20 protein-coding genes and 3 tRNA genes are annotated in these 19712 nt (G+C 44.2%); 9 read left to right on the forward strand and 14 right to left on the reverse strand.

All coding sequences use genetic code 11. The annotated features are described in order from the left end of the window. Positions 1-24 precede the first annotated feature (24 nt). Positions 25-1383, forward strand: a complete 1359-nt coding sequence (gene phoR, locus B9T34_RS14760; protein WP_086213892.1) for a phosphate regulon sensor histidine kinase PhoR — start codon at positions 25-27, stop codon at positions 1381-1383. 62 nt (positions 1384-1445) lie between these two features. Here phoR and B9T34_RS14765 read toward each other — a convergent pair whose 3' ends face one another. The 3 genes from B9T34_RS14765 to B9T34_RS14775 form a co-directional block, all read right to left on the reverse strand. Beyond that, positions 1446-2096 (reverse strand): glutathione S-transferase family protein, encoded by a 651-nt coding sequence (locus tag B9T34_RS14765; RefSeq protein ID WP_086213893.1) that lies wholly within the window; start codon positions 2094-2096, stop codon positions 1446-1448. A 101-nt stretch (positions 2097-2197) separates the two neighbouring features. Next, the gene (locus B9T34_RS14770) at positions 2198-2596 is read right to left on the reverse strand and encodes an OsmC family protein (RefSeq protein WP_086213894.1); all 399 of its coding nucleotides are present in this window, start codon (positions 2594-2596) and stop codon (positions 2198-2200) included. 85 nt (positions 2597-2681) lie between these two features. Further along, positions 2682-3629, reverse strand: coding sequence for a pirin family protein (locus B9T34_RS14775; RefSeq protein ID WP_086213895.1), 948 nt, complete (start codon positions 3627-3629; stop codon positions 2682-2684). 413 nt (positions 3630-4042) lie between these two features. On the opposite strand from B9T34_RS14775, the gene B9T34_RS14780 reads away from it, so the two are divergent. Next, complete coding sequence (locus tag B9T34_RS14780) at positions 4043-5389, forward strand: GGDEF domain-containing protein (RefSeq protein WP_086213896.1); 1347 nt, start codon at positions 4043-4045, stop codon at positions 5387-5389. 166 nt (positions 5390-5555) lie between these two features. Beyond that, the gene (gene dcm / locus B9T34_RS14785; protein ID WP_086213993.1) at positions 5556-6587 is read left to right on the forward strand and encodes a DNA (cytosine-5-)-methyltransferase; all 1032 of its coding nucleotides are present in this window, start codon (positions 5556-5558) and stop codon (positions 6585-6587) included. A 42-nt stretch (positions 6588-6629) separates the two neighbouring features. Here dcm and B9T34_RS14790 read toward each other — a convergent pair whose 3' ends face one another. From B9T34_RS14790 to B9T34_RS14805, 4 genes are all read right to left on the reverse strand, one after another. Beyond that, positions 6630-7565, reverse strand: coding sequence for a restriction endonuclease (locus tag B9T34_RS14790; RefSeq protein ID WP_086213897.1), 936 nt, complete (start codon positions 7563-7565; stop codon positions 6630-6632). 166 nt (positions 7566-7731) lie between these two features. After that, positions 7732-9300 carry a glutamine-hydrolyzing GMP synthase gene (gene guaA / locus B9T34_RS14795; RefSeq protein WP_086213898.1) on the reverse strand — a complete coding sequence of 523 codons (1569 nt, stop codon included), beginning with the start codon at positions 9298-9300 and terminating at the stop codon, positions 7732-7734. Positions 9301-9498: 198 nt separating this feature from the next. Further along, complete coding sequence (locus tag B9T34_RS14800; protein ID WP_228147466.1) at positions 9499-9864, reverse strand: NirD/YgiW/YdeI family stress tolerance protein; 366 nt, start codon at positions 9862-9864, stop codon at positions 9499-9501. Between the two features lie 147 nt (positions 9865-10011). Further along, positions 10012-10431, reverse strand: a complete 420-nt coding sequence (locus B9T34_RS14805; protein WP_086213900.1) for a DoxX family protein — start codon at positions 10429-10431, stop codon at positions 10012-10014. A gap of 194 nt (positions 10432-10625) precedes the next feature. Here B9T34_RS14805 and B9T34_RS14810 point away from each other — a divergent pair, with 194 nt between their 5' ends. Further along, a complete protein-coding gene (locus B9T34_RS14810) occupies positions 10626-11255 on the forward strand; it encodes a DedA family protein (RefSeq protein WP_086213901.1) in 630 nt (209 codons plus the stop codon). A gap of 21 nt (positions 11256-11276) precedes the next feature. Here B9T34_RS14810 and B9T34_RS14815 read toward each other — a convergent pair whose 3' ends face one another. The 5 genes from B9T34_RS14815 to B9T34_RS14835 form a co-directional block, all read right to left on the reverse strand. After that, the gene (locus B9T34_RS14815) at positions 11277-11870 is read right to left on the reverse strand and encodes a LysE family translocator (protein ID WP_086213902.1); all 594 of its coding nucleotides are present in this window, start codon (positions 11868-11870) and stop codon (positions 11277-11279) included. Positions 11871-12213: 343 nt separating this feature from the next. Then, positions 12214-12567 (reverse strand): hypothetical protein, encoded by a 354-nt coding sequence (locus B9T34_RS14820; protein WP_416202722.1) that lies wholly within the window; start codon positions 12565-12567, stop codon positions 12214-12216. A gap of 70 nt (positions 12568-12637) precedes the next feature. Beyond that, entirely contained in the window at positions 12638-13471 is an 834-nt protein-coding gene (locus B9T34_RS14825; RefSeq protein WP_086213903.1) for a ParA family protein, read from the reverse strand. Positions 13472-13629: 158 nt separating this feature from the next. Beyond that, positions 13630-14022, reverse strand: a complete 393-nt coding sequence (locus B9T34_RS14830) for a SirB2 family protein (protein ID WP_086213904.1) — start codon at positions 14020-14022, stop codon at positions 13630-13632. Positions 14023-14038: 16 nt separating this feature from the next. After that, a complete protein-coding gene (locus tag B9T34_RS14835) occupies positions 14039-14347 on the reverse strand; it encodes a BolA family protein (RefSeq protein ID WP_086213995.1) in 309 nt (102 codons plus the stop codon). Between the two features lie 236 nt (positions 14348-14583). On the opposite strand from B9T34_RS14835, the gene B9T34_RS14840 reads away from it, so the two are divergent. The 3 genes from B9T34_RS14840 (at position 14584) to B9T34_RS14850 (ending at position 14901) form a co-directional block, all read left to right on the forward strand. Next, positions 14584-14656: transfer RNA gene (locus B9T34_RS14840), tRNA-Gly, on the forward strand. Positions 14657-14703: 47 nt separating this feature from the next. Beyond that, a tRNA-Gly gene (locus B9T34_RS14845) sits at positions 14704-14779 on the forward strand. 46 nt (positions 14780-14825) lie between these two features. Continuing rightward, positions 14826-14901: transfer RNA gene (locus B9T34_RS14850), tRNA-Gly, on the forward strand. A gap of 94 nt (positions 14902-14995) precedes the next feature. Here the strand turns inward: B9T34_RS14850 and B9T34_RS14855 are convergent. Further along, on the reverse strand, positions 14996-15664 hold the full coding sequence (locus B9T34_RS14855; RefSeq protein WP_086213905.1) for a hypothetical protein: 669 nt from the start codon (positions 15662-15664) through the stop codon (positions 14996-14998). Positions 15665-16106: 442 nt separating this feature from the next. On the opposite strand from B9T34_RS14855, the gene mdh reads away from it, so the two are divergent. Continuing rightward, entirely contained in the window at positions 16107-17318 is a 1212-nt protein-coding gene (mdh, locus tag B9T34_RS14860; RefSeq protein ID WP_086213906.1) for an iron-dependent methanol dehydrogenase, read from the forward strand. Between the two features lie 145 nt (positions 17319-17463). After that, positions 17464-18432 (forward strand): alpha/beta hydrolase, encoded by a 969-nt coding sequence (locus tag B9T34_RS14865; RefSeq protein ID WP_086213907.1) that lies wholly within the window; start codon positions 17464-17466, stop codon positions 18430-18432. 4 nt (positions 18433-18436) lie between these two features. Here B9T34_RS14865 and B9T34_RS14870 read toward each other — a convergent pair whose 3' ends face one another. Further along, positions 18437-19621, reverse strand: coding sequence for a transcriptional regulator (locus B9T34_RS14870; RefSeq protein ID WP_086213908.1), 1185 nt, complete (start codon positions 19619-19621; stop codon positions 18437-18439). Between the last annotated feature and the right edge of the window lie 91 nt (positions 19622-19712).

The raw sequence follows: 19712 nt of genomic DNA on the forward strand, positions 1-19712 counted from the left end.
GTTTTATTAGGTTAACTGTATTTTATGTACGAACCCTACCCTGTCCCTGAGCTGGCGCGAGAACATAAAAAATTCCGCTACAGCAGCTTATGGACTTTTGCCAAGCAGGATTTACGCCTGCTGGCTTTTCTGCTGCTGATTGGCGGCTTTATTGGCCTCGGGATTGGGTATTTCTGGATCTGCATATTTGCAGCCTTCAGCATCTTTTTTGCCTTGCAGCTGCGCTCACTGTATTTAGTCAATGAATGGATTTCCAACCGCCCCTATGATGTGCCGCCCAATTTAGACGGCATCTGGGGCGCATTGCTGTTCAATGTTTACCGCGCGCAGCGTCAGGAACGCATTGTGCAGGCGGAAATGGTCGGCCTAATTGACCGTGCGCAGTCATCCTTGGTCGCGCTGGCCGAAGCCGTGGTGCTGATTGATGAAAATCATCAAATTGAATGGTGGAATCCTGCCGCGGAAACCCTATTGGGCATTCAGGCGACAGACCGCAGCCGCAATATTTTGACCATTCTGCGTCAGCCCAGCTTTATTGAATATTTCAACAATATTGATCAGGCGCCGGATGGCCTGAAAATGAAGTCGACTGGTTTTGAAGAGCATTATGTGCAGGTCAAAATGACCCGTTTTGGCGGTGAAAGCCGCTTGCTGGTGGCCTATGACGTGACCCGCATGCACAATCTGGAACAGATGCGCAAAGACTTTGTCGATAATATTTCGCATGAACTGCGCACACCTCTGACCGTGCTCAGCGGCTATATCGAAACCTTCACCGATCAGGAAGATATCAATCCGCGCTGGAAACGCGCCTTTGACCAAATGCAGTCGCAAACACGGCGCATGAACGCCTTAGTGAATGATCTGCTGCTGCTGTCGCGCTTGGAAAATGAAAAGAAAATCGCCAAGAATCAAATTATTGATATGCCGAGCCTGATGAATCAGCTCTACGACGATGCGCATGCCTACAATGCCGACTATGGCCATGAGCTGAATTTAGACATTGACAGCCACTGTGATTTAATCGGCTCAGACACTGAACTGGCCAGCGCATTCAGCAATCTGATTACCAATGCCATTAAGTACACCCCTAAAGGCGGAACAGTGACTATAGGCTGGCATGATGACGGCGAACATGGCTATTTTACCGTGGAAGATACCGGTATCGGCATTGACCCGAAACATTTGCCGCGCCTCACAGAACGCTTTTACCGTGTGGACAGTGACCGCAGCCGGCAAACGGGCGGGACAGGCCTCGGCCTTGCGATTGTGAAGCATGTGCTGATGCAGCATCAGGCGCACTTAGAAGTCGAATCGAAAGAAAACCGCGGTTCAATCTTTAAAGTGGTGTTTCCCAAAGAACGCCTGTACAGCGTCAGCTAATCTCATACACTCAAAAGCCTGCTTCAGCAGGCTTTTTTTATGGTGCATATACACATTATTACTTAACGATTCAGCGCCTGCTCTTTCTGCTGTGCGCGCTGAAACGCTGGACGGCTGCTGATGCGCTGCACAAAGGCCTGAATATTGGGATATCCCCCGCCTGTTCTTTCTTTCAAAGCAATCAATGGAAAACTCATTTGAATATCTGCAAAGCTGAATTGCCCTGCAAAATAATCATGCTCGCCCAAATAGGTTTCTAAATACTGAATATGGTCAGGCAAACGCTTGCCCACAAATTGCTGCTGAACCCCGTCTGAAACTTTCTTCGCAATGGGCTTCACCAGCCAAGGCACTTGCTTAGGCACCAGGCTCATCACCAAATACATGACCAGCAAAGGCATCAATGAACCTTCTGCATAATGCATCCAGTAGCGGTACTGCTGGCGTTCAGCAGCCGTTTGCGGCGCAAACTGCCCTGCGGCATCAAAATTTTCCTGCAGATATTCCAAAATCACAGCCGATTCCGCAATATTCAGTTCCCCATCTGTCAGTATGGGAGCCTTGCCTAAAGGATGCACTTTCTTCAATTCCGGCGGCCCTGAAAAATTCGGCAGGCGTTTATAAAATTTAACTTGATACTCTGCACCAAGCTCTTCCAGCGCCCATAAAATTCGAAAAGAACGCGACTGTTCCAAATGATGCAGCGTCAGCATATTTTTATCCTTTTAAATCCAGCAAAAATCATCTTAAACTTATGGCGAACGGCAGAAGTGCGCAGATATAAAAAAGCAGCGCTTTTGCACTGCCTATCACCTTACACCAATTGCGTATGAATCTCTAAACTGCGCAGCAGGGTTTTCGTTACTGGCGTTTTACTGCAAATATCCAGCACTTTCTGCTGCAGCGCTTCATCCAAGGTGTCTTGAAAATGCACGCGGCGTTCAATCCATTCCTTGCCTTCTTTATTGGCGCAGAAATCCGCCTCTACACTGAATTCTCCCAACGCAATACCCTTATGCTGCGCATACATGCGCAAGGTAATCATGGTGCAGGAAATGAGGCCAGAGCAAATCAGGTCATACGGCGCCAAGCCCTTGTCCTGCCCGCCAAATGATTCAGGTTTATCAGTAATCAGCTGATGCTTGCCGCTGCGGATTGTTCCCGCCCAAGGTTCAGGCTGTGTCTCTACTTTTGCTTGTGCAATAACTGCCATCTTTCTTATCCTTTTTTTTTGCTGTTCTATCTATCTTAGCCATCAGGCGCAGTCAATATCCTGCGCTAGATGGCTCTTTTTTACTTTATTTAGATGCGCGCATCTTGTCTGGAAATACCGGCGCTTCTAAGCGCGGGCCTTCATAGTCAGGGATATTGCCGAATCGCTCATCGCGGTTAATCCACTGCTCACGGGCAAGGCTTAACTCTTCCTGGGTGCGGCCCACAAAGTTCCACCACAGCAAAATTGGCGATTCAAACGGCTCTCCGCCCAGCAGCAGTACCCGGCTATTGGCATGAATATCAATATCCACATGCTCAAGCCCCGGCTCCAGCACCACCATGTTGTCTTCTGTCAGCTCGTGCCCATTAATCGATGCCGTGCCTTCCAAAGCCATAAAGCCATATTCAAATTTAGGATTCAGGATTAAGCGGGTGCGTGTACTTTCTTTCGCTTCTAAATCTACGCCTAAGAGCTCAGTATGCACAGCAACCGGTGATTTCTGGCCCAAAAATTCGCCCACCAGCACAGTAAAGTCCACCCCATCCTGACTGATCACAGGCAGTTCAGGATAGTGATCAAAGCGCGGCGCCATATTGATCTTGTCATCCGGCAAAGCAATCCACAGCTGCGCGGCATGCATATGTGTTTCAGTTTCCGGCGCAACTTCCGTGTGGGAGATGCCATAGCCGGCGGTCATCAAATTCACCTGTCTTGGACGGATCAGCTGTTTGTTGCCCAAGCTGTCAGTATGCATCATGGTGCCTTCAATCATCCACGTAAAGGTCTGCAAACCAATATGCGGATGCGGGCCGACATCCAGACCGTCACCTTGCGGGAACACCACAGGGCCTGCGTGGTCGAGGAAACACCATGCGCCAATCATGCGTTTATGGCGGCTTGGCAGAGCGCGTTTAATCACAGTGCCCTGACCGATTTCCGCACTGCGCAGTGGAAACTCCTGAACAAATTGGTTGATGTATTTTTCACAATCGTCTGAAGATGACAGTTCGGTGTAATTGGTATTGGTCATAGTTCTATCCTGAATCTGGCGAAGCACAGTCTTATAGCTGGAAACGGTCTGCTGGAAACATCTATTCACTTACCGCCGCGCACATTTTATTACGCATACAAAGCAAGGGCATAACATCATCTTAGCCATTTTCCGCGTGGAAACCCATGCGTATGACGATACGTTGAATGTTATAAATAGGATAATCGGCTTGAATAAGGACAATTTTCCTTATCAATCCTTAAAATAATCTAGCATGCAGCTGCTCATGCACACAGTAATTAAAAGTGTCCAAATTTTAAAATTAGATAAAAAATACACATTTTGTAATATATTTGGCCACAATATACCCAAATTTGGTGAGTTCATTTTTTGATCAAATTTCACATAATACAGTTGAGCTAAATTTTTTGCTGTAAAACAAGGATCAACGTATGACTGCAGATTTGCGGATTGGTGAAAAAAACCAATCCAGTCAAGCCGCACAGCACATACCTCAGCAGCATTTACTGAAATCTTCTGAATGCAGCCTGCAAAACCGTGCTGTCATTGAACAAGCGCTGGCGGATCATCAAGCCCGCATTCCTGCGGATTTTCAGCAGGCCTTTTTAGATTTCCAGTATCAACAGCAGTCTTTTTTCCTGCGCCGCATCAACTATATTGCTCAGCTGGTTTTTCTGGTTTACTTTTTTGCAGATTATTTCCTTGTCCCTGATGTTTACTACGAGTCTGCCCTGCTGCGCGTGGGCTGCGTTGCCGCAACACTCTTAGCCAGCTTTTATTTATTTAAATATAAAAAGGACATCCGGCTGCTGGACATGATTTTACCGATCAGCACCACCTGCAGTATGGCGCTTTGGGTCTTTCTGCTGCTGCAGTCCGCCAGCCCATGGGTCAGCTCTTATATTTATGCTGCAGTGATCTTTGTTTTGATTGCCAATCTTTGCATTCAAATACAGTTCAAAGTGGCCTTATACAGCAGTATTTTCATTTGCCTGTTCGCAATTCTTGGTGTTCAGCAGCTCATGCAAATGCAGGAAGCCATTATCTTTCTTCTGACCTTCACTCCTATCTTCTTTTTCAGCCTATATATCAGCTGGAACAATACCTTAAATGGCCGCAGGCATTTCCTGCGCAGCCTGCTGGATGACTGGAATCTGCATAGCTTTAAAAATATGGCGCATACCGATGAGCTGACCCAGCTGTTTAACCGCCGTCAATTTGTGCATGTTGCCGAGCGCCGTATCCGCGAGTGGCCCATGCCTGCCAGCACTTGCCTGCTGATGTTCGATGTAGATTACTTTAAGCGGATTAATGACAGCTGCGGCCATGACGCTGGAGACCTTGTGCTTCAGGTGATTGCAGACACTACCCGCAAAGAAATGCGCCAAGAAGACGTGCTGGCCCGTTTTGGCGGCGAAGAATTCATTGCGCTCCTGGCCGAAACCAATATTCAGGACGCGCTGGTGATTGCGGAACGCATCCGTGAGCGGATTCAGAATGAATGTGTCTACATTAAAGACAAGCCGGTCCATTTTACAGTTTCAATTGGTGTTTCAGAATTAAAATCGCATAAACAGAATCTAGATGAGCTGGTTAAACAGGCGGATTTGGCGCTGTATCAAGCCAAGGAAAATGGGCGCAATTGCGTTGTGCGCTATGAGCCTGCTATGAGTGTGCAGGCTAAGCTGAACCCTGTGAAAAATAAGAAAGCCTACGGTTCTGCCAAATCAGCTTACCCGCGCAAAGATTCTATTTCCCAATCTTGGTCTATCATGTAGCGCCTTCTGCGCTGAATCCGCACGAAATCATCGAGAAACCATCAATTTAGACGCGGATGCCCCAGCTTATCTTTGGATGCATGAATTAACAGGATTGACCCTTTTTATTTCGCCAGTTTTAATTAAAATGAATGCGAGTTTTTTATTCTCGAGTATTGAGTTTTTAATGCAATCTGACCCGTTCTTTCCCCCATTTCCACAGCCTGAAGATCATAAATTTACATTTATTGACCTATTTGCCGGTGTGGGCGGCTTTAGACTGGCAATGCAAAACTTAGCGGGCCGCTGCGAGTTTTCCAGTGAATGGAATCCGCATGCGCAAAAAACTTACACCGCCAATTATGGAGAATCTCCTGAAGGCGATATTACTTTAGATGAAACCAAGGCCAAAATTCCAAAAACCTTCGATATTCTTTGCGGCGGTTTTCCCTGTCAGGCATTTTCCATTGCAGGGCATCGCAAAGGTTTTCAGGAAACCCGCGGCACCTTGTTTTTTGATGTGGCGAACATTGCCAAGAAGCATCGGCCAAAGGCGCTTTTTTTAGAAAACGTGCGGAATTTGGTCACGCATGACAAGGGCAATACTTTTCAGGTGATCTGCAACACGCTGGAAGAACTGGGCTATACCGTATTTTACAAAGTCCTGAACAGCATGACCCATGCCAATGTGCCGCAATACCGCCAGCGCATTTTTATTGTGGCCTTAGACCCTGTACAAGTTCCGAGATACCAAGAGTTCCGTTTTCCTGAAGAAATCCCCTTAACAACATCGATCCAAAGCTTGCTGGAAAAAGGCCAAGTGGATCAGAAATATTATTACGGGCCAAATCATAAATATTATTCAAGAATGGCGGAAGCAGTCACATCCCGCGATAAAGTGTATCAATGGCGCCGTGTGTATGTGCGCGAAAATAAGCGCAGTGTTTGCCCAACCCTCACCGCAAATATGGGCTCAGGCGGCCACAATGTGCCGATCATTAAAGATGATTACGGCATCCGAAAATTAACGCCTAAAGAGTGTTTTGCTTTTCAGGGCTACCCTGTAGATCAAATGCATTTTCCGAAAAAAGTCTCGAATTGTAATTTATACACACAGGCTGGAAATTCCGTCACCATGCCGTTAATACGGCGCATTGGTGAACAGATTTTAAAAGTGCTGGATTTGAATGAGATGCCCAAGCAAAGAAAAGCGGGATAGAATTTAAGGTATAAAAAAGAGCGCTGAGGCGCTCATGTTTAACTAAAAATTATCTTCATCAAATCGATCTTGGTCTATTTTGTAAATATGGAAACTATGCTCCACTTGTACACCTAAACCAAATTCAACCATTAAAGATGTCAATTTATCACCATCAATCAAAACAATACCTGACTTTTTAGCGGACTCAATTGCTTCTTTACTAAAACTTGAGGTAGTGATGAATACACCTTTTTTGGCAACTTGATCAGCTAAAGCACCTTTAAATTGCTGAATATCAGGACGACCGACTGTATTTTCCCATCGCTTTGCTTGAATATAAATTTTATCTAAGCCTAAACGATCTTCACTGATAATTCCGTCAACACCACCATCACTTGTTTTACCAATAGCTTGTGCTGCATCTTGATGGGAACCACCGTAACCCATTGCTACGAGAAGATCGACAACCAATTGCTCAAAGAATTTTGGTGAATTACTTTTAATTTTATTTAATAGCTCATCTTTAATTGTTTGATTAAGCTCGTTTGATGATTGTTCGATTATTTCTTCAGGTGTCAAATGTTCTGTTTGATGAGATGCATCTCGCTCTTCTATAAGAGTTAGATTTTGAATATTTTTATTTTGATTAGCACCAATTTTATAATTAGAAAATCCTTCAAACTGCATCAAATACTGATTAGTTATATTCGGTAAGTTAGACAAATCAATAGACCAACCTAAAGAACTTAATTCGCAAAGACCACGTGAAGGCTGTTGTATCAATCCTGCTTTCACCAAATATGTTTTTGCCCAACCAACACGATCATAAAATACTGTTTTTGTACCACTAGACAACCTTAAATTTAAATCATCATCAGATAGCCCGGATCTTTCAGCTAAAATTTTTGTGGCAGAACTTAATTTTATTGCCTCTTTTTGTTCCGCTAAAAGTTTCATTAACGGCAACATCAATTGATCATATGTAGGTAAGGTCATTTTGTATCAATAAAGTATTATTTTTATTCATTATAAGCATAAAAAAGGACGCTTAAGCGTCCTTTTTTATTGGATGTTAAAGATATTTATTTGAAATCCCTAACTGCCGCGAGCATAGCTCTTGGCGTAAAACTGGCACGAAGCAGTGCTTCGTGAAATCCCAGTTTTACTCCCATTCAATCGTTGCTGGTGGTTTAGACGATACGTCATAAACCACACGAGAAACTTCTGCAATTTCGTTCATGATGCGAGTCGAGATTTTGTCTACAAGATCATAAGGAAGGTGTGCAAAACGTGCAGTCATGAAATCCACCGTTTCTACAGCACGAAGCGCAATGACCCATGCATAACGACGACCATCACCGACAACACCCACAGATTTTACGGGTTGGAACACTGCAAATGCTTGCGCGGTTTTGTCATACCAACCGCTTGCGCGTAATTCTTGCATGAAGATGTCATCTGCTAAACGAAGAATGTCAGCATATTCTTTTTTCACTTCACCCAAAATACGAACACCAAGACCTGGGCCTGGGAATGGGTGACGGTAAAGCATTTCAAACGGAAGACCTAAAGTTGTACCTAAACGGCGCACTTCGTCTTTAAACAAATCACGGATTGGCTCAACCAATTCAAACGCTAAATCTTCTGGTAAACCGCCCACGTTGTGGTGAGATTTAATGACATGCGCTTTACCTTGCTTGCTTGCAGCAGATTCAATCACGTCTGGGTAAATTGTGCCCTGTGCAAGGAAGTTTACGCCATCCAGCTTACGCGCTTCTTCCGCGAACACTTCAATGAATTCACGGCCGATGATTTTACGTTTTTTCTCAGGATCAACTTCACCCGCAAGCGCAGTTAAGAAGCGGTTTTCAGCATTTGCGCGGATCACACGGATACCCATGTTTTTCGCAAACATGTCCATCACTTGCTCGCCTTCATTTAAACGAAGCAAGCCGTTGTCTACAAATACGCAAGTTAATTGATCGCCAATTGCGCGGTGTAGAAGCGCTGCAACCACAGATGAATCTACGCCGCCTGAAAGGCCAAGCAGAACTTTTTGATCACCAATTTGTTCACGCAGCTGCTGTACGCGAAGATCGATAATGTTTTCAGAGTTCCACAGGTTACGGCAGCCGCATACGCCATGAACAAAGTTAGACAGTAATTCCGCACCTTTAGCAGTGTGCGTTACTTCTGGATGGAATTGAATACCGTAGAAACGGCGCTTCTCATCCGACACCATTGCTACTGGGCAGCTAGGCGTGCTTGCAGTGATTTGGAAACCTTCCGGAATTTGAGTCACTTTATCGCCGTGGCTCATCCAAACTTTTAATTGATCTTTCGTATCTTCAAGGTCGCCAATTAAAGCATCACGTACTTTAATATCCACTTCTGCATAACCAAACTCATGCACAGTGCCCGGCTCTACTTTACCGCCAAGCTGTTCTGACATGGTTTGCAGGCCATAGCAAATACCGAGAACAGGTACACCCAGTTCAAAGACAACTTGCGGTGCGCGTGGACTACCTTCTTCATGAACACTTTCTGGACCGCCTGAAAGGATGATCCCGTTTGGGTTAAATGCACGAATGTCTTCTTCAGACATATCAAATGCGTACATTTCTGAATAAACACCAGCTTCACGTACACGGCGTGCAATAAGCTGGCTATATTGAGAACCGAAATCCAAAATCAGGATGCGGTCTTCAGTAATTTGGGTATTGGTAGTCATGGCAAACAACTATGCAGGCAACGAATATAAGCGCCGTATTCTAGCATTTTTCTTGGACTTTCGCACACTATTCGGACAGCGCCATAAATAATGATTTTTATTGCTTTTTTCTCATCATAAAATGAACAATTCAGATACAGGCATCATCTGTATTAGCGAATGACGCCTGCGGGCTTATTCAGGCCTGAAAAGTTCTGATCATTCTGCCAGCTTTTCTATTTTTACCACTTCTACATCTGTAGGCTTATAGCGGTGGGTATCGACTTCCCCTACCACACGTACCTTTTCCCCCGCTTGAATGCCTGCAGCTTTCCAAAGATCATCATCAATTTCCAACAGTATCAGCCCAGTTCCATCATTGAACTCATAATGTTCCTGATTCAAATGCTTAACCAAAGTGCCTGTCAGTGTCACTGCAGTTGCATCTGGCAAGCCTTTAATATTGGCGACTTGTACATGGCGTTCACTGGCTGCCTGAATAATAGCAAGATCATCTCCAGCCCACAGCTGAGAACTGATGCCCACAGCACCGGCGAACAGCATAAGTGCGATTTTTTTATTCATTTTCATACCTGTTATACAATATTTTTCTATTCTATCTAAACAAAAATTAGCCCAGTGTTGAGTGAGTTTTTGTAACGTTTTCAAGCAAAATAAAGCGGCTTCCAGACTGGCTGAAAACCGCTTTATAGGGAGGCCAGAGGGCTGGTCTTAATTTTTTTCAATTACATGATCTAGACTGAATTTGCCTGCGCCATGCAAGACCAAAAACAGTAAACCGCCTGACATTGCTAAGTTTTTCATGAGGTTAATTGCATCCTCAGCACCGCCATGAAAAATAAATGCGGTAATTAAGCTAAATACGGTTAGACCCAAAGCGGCAAAACGCGCTTGAAAACCGAACAGCAATGCTAACCCGCCGCCAAGCTCAACCAAAATAGTCAAAGGAAGAAGCCCCGCTGGAACACCCATGGACTCCATATAGCCTGCAGTTGCGGCATAGCCGGTGATTTTTCCCCAGCCCGCCACAATAAAGATATACGCCATCAAAATACGTGCAACCAAGCTTAATACGGCGTTCACTTGCGGCTGTTGACTCAGATTTTTTACAACGGCATTGGGATTAAACATGCTGGAACCTGCTTTAAATATTGTTCAGAAAATGTGCACAGATTAGGTCGTTTCTTATTTTATTTAAATATAGTTTTTTAATACCCATCATTCCACTTATAGAACAAACTGGCGGCAAATTAATTACGTTTTAATACTGACTTTAGCAGACTGGACTGATAGGATTTGACTACATTTTCGCTTGCTATTTACTCATGGAACTTATTGATTTTATATTACATGTAGATGACCATCTGCTGGAATTCATCCGCAATTACGGCGTTTGGATTTACGGAATTCTGTTCCTGATTATTTTTGTAGAAACAGGCTTGGTCGTTATGCCTTTTTTACCCGGTGACAGTCTTTTATTTGCTGCCGGCGCTTTGGCAGCCTCTACTGGGGCAATGAATCCTTGGATTCTATTTATCCTGCTTTTCTTTGCAGCTGTGCTGGGCGACACCCTCAATTACCATATCGGTAAGTATATTGGCCCCCGCGTCTTTGAAATCGAATCCCGATTTATCAATAAGCGGCATCTCATCGCGACTCAAGCCTTCTTTGCCAAACATGGCGGCAAGACCATTATTTTTGCGCGTTTCATTCCCTTTGCACGTACCTTTGCGCCATTTGTCGCAGGCGCTGGCAGCATGAATTATAAGTTCTTTTTAACTTATAACGTGGTGGGCGCATTCTGCTGGACAGGGTCTTTTATTTTACTGGGCTATCTGTTTGGCAATATGCCCATCGTCAAAGACAACTTCACGCATTTAATCTTCGGCATCATTATCATCAGTATTTTGCCGGGCATTATTGGTTTTATCCGCCAGAAAATGAAAAAGAGCTAAGCTGAAAATACGCGAATCCGCTTATGAAAAAAAGCGGATCAGCACAGGAAACATGCAGAGCACCAGCATCATAGCCGATCCTTTATATAAGAGATCGGCTTTTATTTGTCTTGCTTCACCCGACAGAATCGCGCGGCCAAAGGACATCCAGAACAGCGCGCATGGCAGCAGCACTAAGCTGAAGATAGTGAAAACCAAAATAAAGTTGGTCGGGCTATGCCACGTTTCCAGCGGCAGGATGCCGGCAGCAAACAGCAGCGCTTTGGGGTTTTTCAATGTTGAGAAAAACAGCTGGCGCGGACGGATAGAGTTGAAACGTTTATTATGCTTCTGCAGATCTGCAGATTTCCACAAATGAAAAGCCAGCCAAAACACATAGGCCATACTGAAAAAATGCAGAATATGAATCAGATTCGGCCAAATCGGTTCGCTGATATGAATCAGCAGCGCCCACATATTGATGGCATAAAAATAGCCGAAAAATTCTGCTGGAATAAATAAACTGGTTTGCGCAATTCCCTGCTGATGAGCTGAGCTTGCAAGCAGCGCATTGGTCGGTCCTGGAGTCATCAGCACCGCAATCACCGCTAAAACAAAAAGCCAACTCTCAATCATAAAAACCCAGAAACCCTGCAAAACTGGGCACACCTTAGCCGAAATGAATTTAAAATTACAAGTACAGGGCAGGTCAAAATCTGCTATACAGCTGCTTTTTTTATTTCTGTACAAAGTTAAAATAGGATAAAAATGCTTAGCGCTGCAAGTTGCTTAAACCCCAGAACTAAAGCTTAAAATTTATTATTTTTCAATTATTTATTTTTTAAAATTAATTTTTATGCGTTTTTATAATGAGCGAATTATAGCGCAGCCAATGCTGCGCAAAATCACGAAAACTTTTATTACACTTTTATTATGCCCCGCACAGCGCAACGAGGCATGCAGCTGCAGCAATGGTTTTTTAGGATGCTGCTTTATTACGGATGATAATTGGACAGCCTTTGAATTTGGCAGCCTGCACAACCGCTTCCTGTTCACCCATTAAACGCGCGACTTCGGTTTTTTTGGTGTTGGAGGACTGTCCCATATTGACAGAAATGCTTGGACCAATGCCCCAGCCGCTGTGGCTGCCCCAGCCGCCGCCTAAGCCTACACCCACGCCGACACCTGTGCGTTTAGCCGGCGTAACGCCATTATCCAAGTGCTGCTGAATGCGGTTGTACTCGCTTTGCAGCTGCTGGCAATTCAGCGCCTGATATTGTGTAGGCGATACATACGTCGGTTTGACCGTGGTTGCACAAGCGCCTAATAGCATGGCGCTGCCCGCCAAAAGTAACGATTTTCCTAAACGAAATTTAGCTGGTTTCATAAACATCTCAATCTTATTATTGCTCAATTTCATTGAACAATGATTGATAGGCCTGCGTCAATTTATGATCTGCTGCTAAATGAATTAAAGGCAGGTTCTTATGATGCGATTCTTTCATTAAAACTGACGGCGGCAGCATGTTGTTTAGTACTGGCAAGCCTTCATCTTTCAGCTGCTGCACCACTTCTCGCGGCAATTTTGCCTGCGCCTGATATTGATTAACCACAATGCCTTCAATTTCCAAACGGCTGTTATGGTCATCCTGCGTTTCCAGCACATTTTCAATTAAAGTTTGCAGCGCGCGCTTTGAAAAGACATCACAGTCAAATGGAATCAGCACACGATCTGCAGCAATTAATGCAGACAAGGTAAAAAAGTTAAATGCAGGCGGCGTATCAATAAAAACACGGTCATATTTGCCATGCAGCTGCTGCAGCGCATCACGCAGTTTATAAATTTTATGTTTAGACTCTAAAGCATGCGCCAATGCCCCTAAACTGGGACTGGCAGGAATGACATCTAAATTTTTGAATGGCGACTGATGCACATAGCTTTCTAAGCCTTTAGAGCGGTTTTTTAGAATTGAGCCAATCGCATTGCCTAGTAAGCCTTTGCTTTGCTGCGCGCCCAGCACTTCCTCAAAATAATTTTCAACATTGGGTTCTAAAGCCGGTTTGTCTGCAGAATAGGTTGCATCATCGCCCAATAAATATTGGCTGGAATTGGCCTGCGGATCTAAATCAATCACCAGCGTTTTCAGCCCTTGATTCGCGCTGATCGCTGCCAAATTTACGGTAATGCTGGATTTTCCCACACCGCCTTTTTGGTTAAATACCACTCGTGTATGCATTGCTCCCCCGTCTTATCTCTTTATTATTTCGACGCGTCCCAGTCTACCTGAGAAGCGCCGCTGAAAAATTTATTATGTCTAACAATTACACTGTCTATTTATTCAGCGCTGGCGAACTCAAGCTAAGCGCCAGCCCTACAAAAACTCAGCTTAATGCATTAGCCAAAATTTGGCTTAATGATCACCAAGCCAATAATTGCGGCCAATGAAACAACAGCAAGAAATAAGCCAGCACGGCGCTGCTGCAGCTGTACAGTATCAGTTTTACGGTATGCCTTGCTTAATGATGACAGCATGACCAAGAACAGCACCACTTTGGCATAAAACCATGGCTGTACATCAAAGTTTTTCATCACCAATAGCGCAATGCCTGTCGCTGCAATCAGCGTCATGGACAAATGCTGCAGCGCAACAAAAAAAGTGCGTCCAGCTGGATTCGGCATATTGCCCTGCACACCTTTAAATAAGGTAAATGCTCGGCTGAATATCGCCAAACACGCCAAAGTCACCACAGACATATGGATGATTTTAATCAGCAATTGAGTTTCCATCGCAGTTCAATATCCTTTATGGCTTTGGCGCATGCGCGCATTCTGGGCTTGAAGTATCCTGCCCTTTCCATTCTTCCGGCAAGAAAGCGTGAATGGCTAAGGCATGAATATTGCCGGGACCCAGTAAATCACCAGCGGCAGCATAGACTTTTTGATGGCGCTGCACCAAACGCAATCCTGCAAAAGATTCACTCACAATAACGGCTTTAAAATGTGATTCTTTGCCTGGGAAATAGCCGCCATGGCCTGCAGATTCATTCACCACCTCTAAATGACTAGGCGAAAGCTGCTGTAATCGTTCAATGAGTTGCTGTTCCAAGCTCAAGGCTGCGCTCCAAAATTTAATCAAAACTGATTTGAGTATACCGTGTTCTGCCCCTTGATTAGATGACAGCAGTCAAAATTTAATTGCCTCTAAGCTGTCTAAAACATCCGAAATTGCTTTGTTTTGCTTAAATATTTAGCATTCTGCGCGAAATTGTTTTTATTTTATGCAATTGAAGCAAGGTTTTTCATAAAGTTATTGACCTTCGAAATGCTTACTGTATTATACGTGGCTATGCGGGAATAGCTCAGTTGGTAGAGCATAACCTTGCCAAGGTTGGGGTCGGGAGTTCGAGTCTCCTTTCCCGCTCAAAATTTTTTCATTCGGTTTTTTATTTAAAAAATTGGATAGACTCCGCGGGAATAGCTCAGTTGGTAGAGCATAACCTTGCCAAGGTTGGGGTCGGGAGTTCGAGTCTCCTTTCCCGCTCCAAATTTTTTTCGATTCAGTTTTTTAGTAAAAAAACAGGATAGACTCCGCGGGAATAGCTCAGTTGGTAGAGCATAACCTTGCCAAGGTTGGGGTCGGGAGTTCGAGTCTCCTTTCCCGCTCCAAATTCAAAAAGCCCTCATCTAAAGATGGGGGCTTTTTTATTGTTGATTTTATTAGTATCAGCTGATTTCTTCCCACTCAAAAATCAGCTTCACATTATAAAAACTTCTTCTCCCGTACCGAAATATATGCATATAAAAAAATTCCACCCAAATAAAAGAAAATAAAAAATATTTTAATGTAATTTTCTTTTTTATATTTATCTTCAAAGTATGCTTCATTAAAAACCTCAGAGTCATAACGAATATAAAACGCATAATTTCTAGAGAAAAAATTACTTTCAATATATTTTACATATATTTTTCTGCCAATATCATTATAAAATGGACACCCAATCTCTGTGATCGAACATTCAACTAAAATATTAGTTCCTGATTTTATGTTTTTTAAATACAAACTCTTCCGTGATGAAGGTTCAATTAAGCTATCTCGCCCAGTTAAGCTTCCCATTTGGCGTGTTTTAATTCTTAGCTCTTGAATTACATAAGATCCTTCTTCTATTTTCCCCACATCATAATAATAATTTGGATTTTTATAAAACAACGATACAACTGAATAAAAACAAGAGCCAATCAATACAAAAAAAATCAACCAAAATTGTATTTTATTATTATCCACATATGCTAATAATGCGTAAAAAACACCTATATTAAATATTAAAAAATATGTAAAATATTCATCGAATAAAAAAACAATAAAGAGAATTTGAAAAATATAAAAAATAGGATTTTTTTTATTTATTAAAAACTCTTTCACATTACTCATGACTTATCACTCATTTTAAAATTATCTGTTCTTTTGATCTCTATATTTTGAAACAGCAAAAAACTTTGATTCACGTAATTTACAGCACCTGAAATCTGTTCCAAAAATTTCATAAGTTCAGCTTTTCTGCTTGAATTAATTTCACTGTTCTTGGCTGTTTAAAATCATCAAACAGCTATCCCCCAAACTAAGAATCATCCACCATACAAAATCCAAATCATGATCGACCTTAGTTGTACATTTAAACATCTTTTTATTTTTCATTAAAATATATTTATCTATTTTTCATACTCTTACATCCAAACACCATGATCAAAAAATAAAGCCTTACTATTGGTAGGTCTTTGGTAGGTGTATTTTTCTTAAGCGCCATTCAATACTCATTTTACGGTGAGCATCACCCATAACAATGACGACAAATAATGGTAGAAGGAATCGCACCATGGCTTTTAAAAATATTGCAGATCAAACTAACGGTTTTTACATCCCTTGTGTTTCACTTTTCGGTCCGGGCTGTGCCAAAGAAATTGGCGGCAAAGCGCAAAATCTGGGCGCTAAGAAAGCCCTGATCGTGACCGATGCAGGTTTATTTAAATTTGGCGTGGCGGATACCATTGCAGGCTATCTCAAAGACGCAGGCGTCGACAGCCACATTTTCCCTGGCGCAGAACCCAATCCAACAGATATTAACGTCCACAATGGCGTAAAAGAATATAACGAGCAAGGCTGTGATTTTATTGTGTCATTAGGCGGCGGTTCTTCACATGACTGCGCTAAAGGTATTGGCTTAGTCACAGCTGGCGGCGGACACATCCGCGATTACGAAGGCATCGATAAAAGCACCGTGCCAATGACCCCGCTGATTGCGATTAACACCACAGCAGGTACAGCTTCAGAAATGACCCGTTTCTGCATTATTACCAATACTGACACACATGTAAAAATGGCCATTGTGGACTGGCGCTGCACCCCACTCATCGCGATTGATGATCCAAAACTCATGATCGCAAAACCTGCGGCTTTAACAGCAGCGACTGGTATGGATGCTCTGACGCATGCAGTTGAAGCGTATGTGTCTACAGCGGCAAACCCAATTACCGATGCCTGTGCAGAAAAAGCCATCAGCATGATCAGTGAATGGCTCAGCCCAGCGGTTGCAAATGGTGAAAACCTCGAAGCGCGTGATGCCATGAGCTATGCACAGTATCTTGCGGGTATGGCTTTTAACAATGCATCACTGGGTTATGTGCATGCAATGGCGCATCAATTAGGCGGTTTCTACAACTTGCCGCACGGTGTCTGCAATGCGGTACTGCTGCCGCATGTTTGCGAATTCAATTTAATTGCCTGCCCTGACCGTTATGCGCGTATTGCACAGTTGATGGGCGTGAATACAGATGGACTAACCGTTAGTGAAGCAGCCTTTGCCGCTATTGATGCAATTCGTGAATTATCAGCATCTATTGGCATTCCTTCTAGCTTGTCAGAGCTGGGTGTAAAAGAACAAGACCTTGGCGTCATGTCTGAAAATGCGCAAAAAGATGCCTGCATGCTAACCAACCCACGTAAAGCGACGCATGCGCAAGTGGTCGATATATTTAAAGCAGCGCTTAAGCCAAGCGCATCTGTACTGAGCTTTAAAGCAGCTGGCTAAGCTCCTAAAGACTCTCCCATCCAACAGCACTTTAAGCGCGAAAAATTCACCATACGCTTAAAGTGCTTTTTTCTTTGCTGTTGACAAAATTCCACTGTTCATCAAGGATGAGAGGCATCCGCGGCAATAATAAACAGAGCAAAATATGTCAGCAGTCCAAACCTCTCCAACTTACCAGCCAGACCATCTTGGCGCAGGCTATGAACAAGCAACTTTACATTTTCCAGATGATTTTGAAGGCCCAGTCACTGCGACCTTAATCCGAAAAAAAGCGGGCACACCTGTAAAAAAAGCCGTTTTGTACATCCACGGTTTTATTGATTATTTTTTTCAAACCGAAATGGCGGAGCAGTTTAACCAGCATGGTTTTGATTTTTATGCGCTGGATTTACGAAAATACGGACGCTCTATTTTGCCGCATCAAAAATATTATAATCTGCGCGACATTAGCGAATATGATGCAGAAATTGATCAAGCGCTCGAGATTATTGCCGCCGAAGGCCATGATGCAGTCTTGCTCTGCGGCCACTCTACTGGCGGCTTAACCACAACCTTATATGCAGCGCATCATCCCAATCATCCACTGATCAAAGCGCTTTGGGCCAACAGCCCTTTTTACGATTTCAATATGAATCCAATTAAACGCAAGTTTGGCGTGCCGCAGCTGAGCCGAATCGGAAAATTATTTCCAGACTTGCAATTTCCCAGTGAGCTGAATAAATGGTACACCGCGAGTCTGCATCAGGATTTAAAGGGCGAATGGGACTTTAGCTTAGACTGGAAAAAAACCAAATACCCGATGGTTCGCTTAAGCTTTGTCACAGCCATTCATGAAGCGCAAAAAGAGATTCACCGCGGCGTAAAAATAGATGTTCCCGTTCTAGTGATGCACTCGCATCAAACCAAGAACCCGCGAAAATGGAGCAAAGATGCGCAAAGCAGCGATGTGATTTTAGGTGTAAAAGACATTCAAAAATACGCAAAAAAAATTCACGGCGATGTCACCCTCCAAAGCATTCATAATGGCCTGCATGATCTCGTGCTGTCCGAAAAAACTGTCCGTGACACTGTCTATCAGCAGCTGTTTAGCTGGCTCGCGGCTAAAGGGCTGTAACGCATCAGCTGCCGTACTGTTTTTGCTTCAGCAGCTTTTGATAGGCTGGATGCTGCTGCGGCATTAGCTCAATCAGACGCTCTACCGCATCAATAGCTTCCGGAAAGCGCGCGACATGGCGCAGCAGCACATCAGAGTCATTGGCATTAAAAATTGCATCACTGAGGCGCGATTCTAAACAGTCACGCCAAGCGCATAAAAACGGGCTTTCAGTTTTGGCTAAAAACACACCTGAGCACAGCTTCAGCGCAGACTCGGTATAGCCTGCATCCAGCGCCTGCTCTGCCTGCAAAAAATCTGCTTCGACATTGGCTAAAATCCGATAAGGGCGTGAACCCAGCATGCCGCCCAGCACATCACGCAGCTGTGACATTTCCGCCTTTAAGGTGCCAATACTGACTTTGCGTTCACCGTATAGCGCCTGATGCAGCGTATCCAGCGTCATGCCCTGCGGACACAGTGCGAGAATGGTTAAAATTTCAATTTGCCGCGGTGTCATCACCAGCATTTTGCCGTTAAACAGCACCTGCGAGGCTGCAAAAGCGCGGATATAGAGCTGCTGCTGATGCTGTTCCAATAGCGCGGCCTGCACGATGGACGCGCAGCGCTCAGCGGCCAATAAACCCAAACTATTGTGATGCTGCCATGTGGTCGACAGATCAATCACCCCGAGCACCTGTTTAGAGTACGGATCAATAATGGGCGCCGCATAGCAGACCCAGTCATGAATGGAAGCCATATAATGTTCATTGGAAAAGACGCAGCTGGACTGCTGGGTTTTCAGCGACAGCGCCAAAGCATTGGTGCCGACCAGCTCTTCTTTCCATTGCCCGCCCTGCATAAAGTGCACGCTTTCAGCTGCGCTTTGCATTTGCCTGCTGGACGCACTCCAGACAATCGTACTGCCGACATCACCCACCGCCACCACCATCGACGACTGCTCAGCAATATGTTTTAAATCTTCCGCACAGCGGTTTAAAGCATGCTGCAGCGCATCCGGCGCCTGCCGCTTTTCCTGCTGCAGCGGCGCTGCAATTCTGTCTTTAGGAATGGCAGCAGAACGTGATCTATGCCACGAACTGTGAATGCTCTGACCCAGCTGTTCCGCATGCTGGGCAGAAAGACTATTGCTCTGCCTAAACCTTTCTATTTGTTCGCGTTTTTCAATTAAACTTTTCATCCCTGCCATCCTAAAGTTTTACAACTGGGGTGGTTTTTTATGCTTCCGTCCTCTTGCTCTTGTAACTTTTTTGTCAGCGGCTTGTAAACCGACCTGCAAC

Source organism: Acinetobacter sp. ANC 3813, assembly GCF_002135435.1.
Lineage (GTDB): Bacteria > Pseudomonadota > Gammaproteobacteria > Pseudomonadales > Moraxellaceae > Acinetobacter.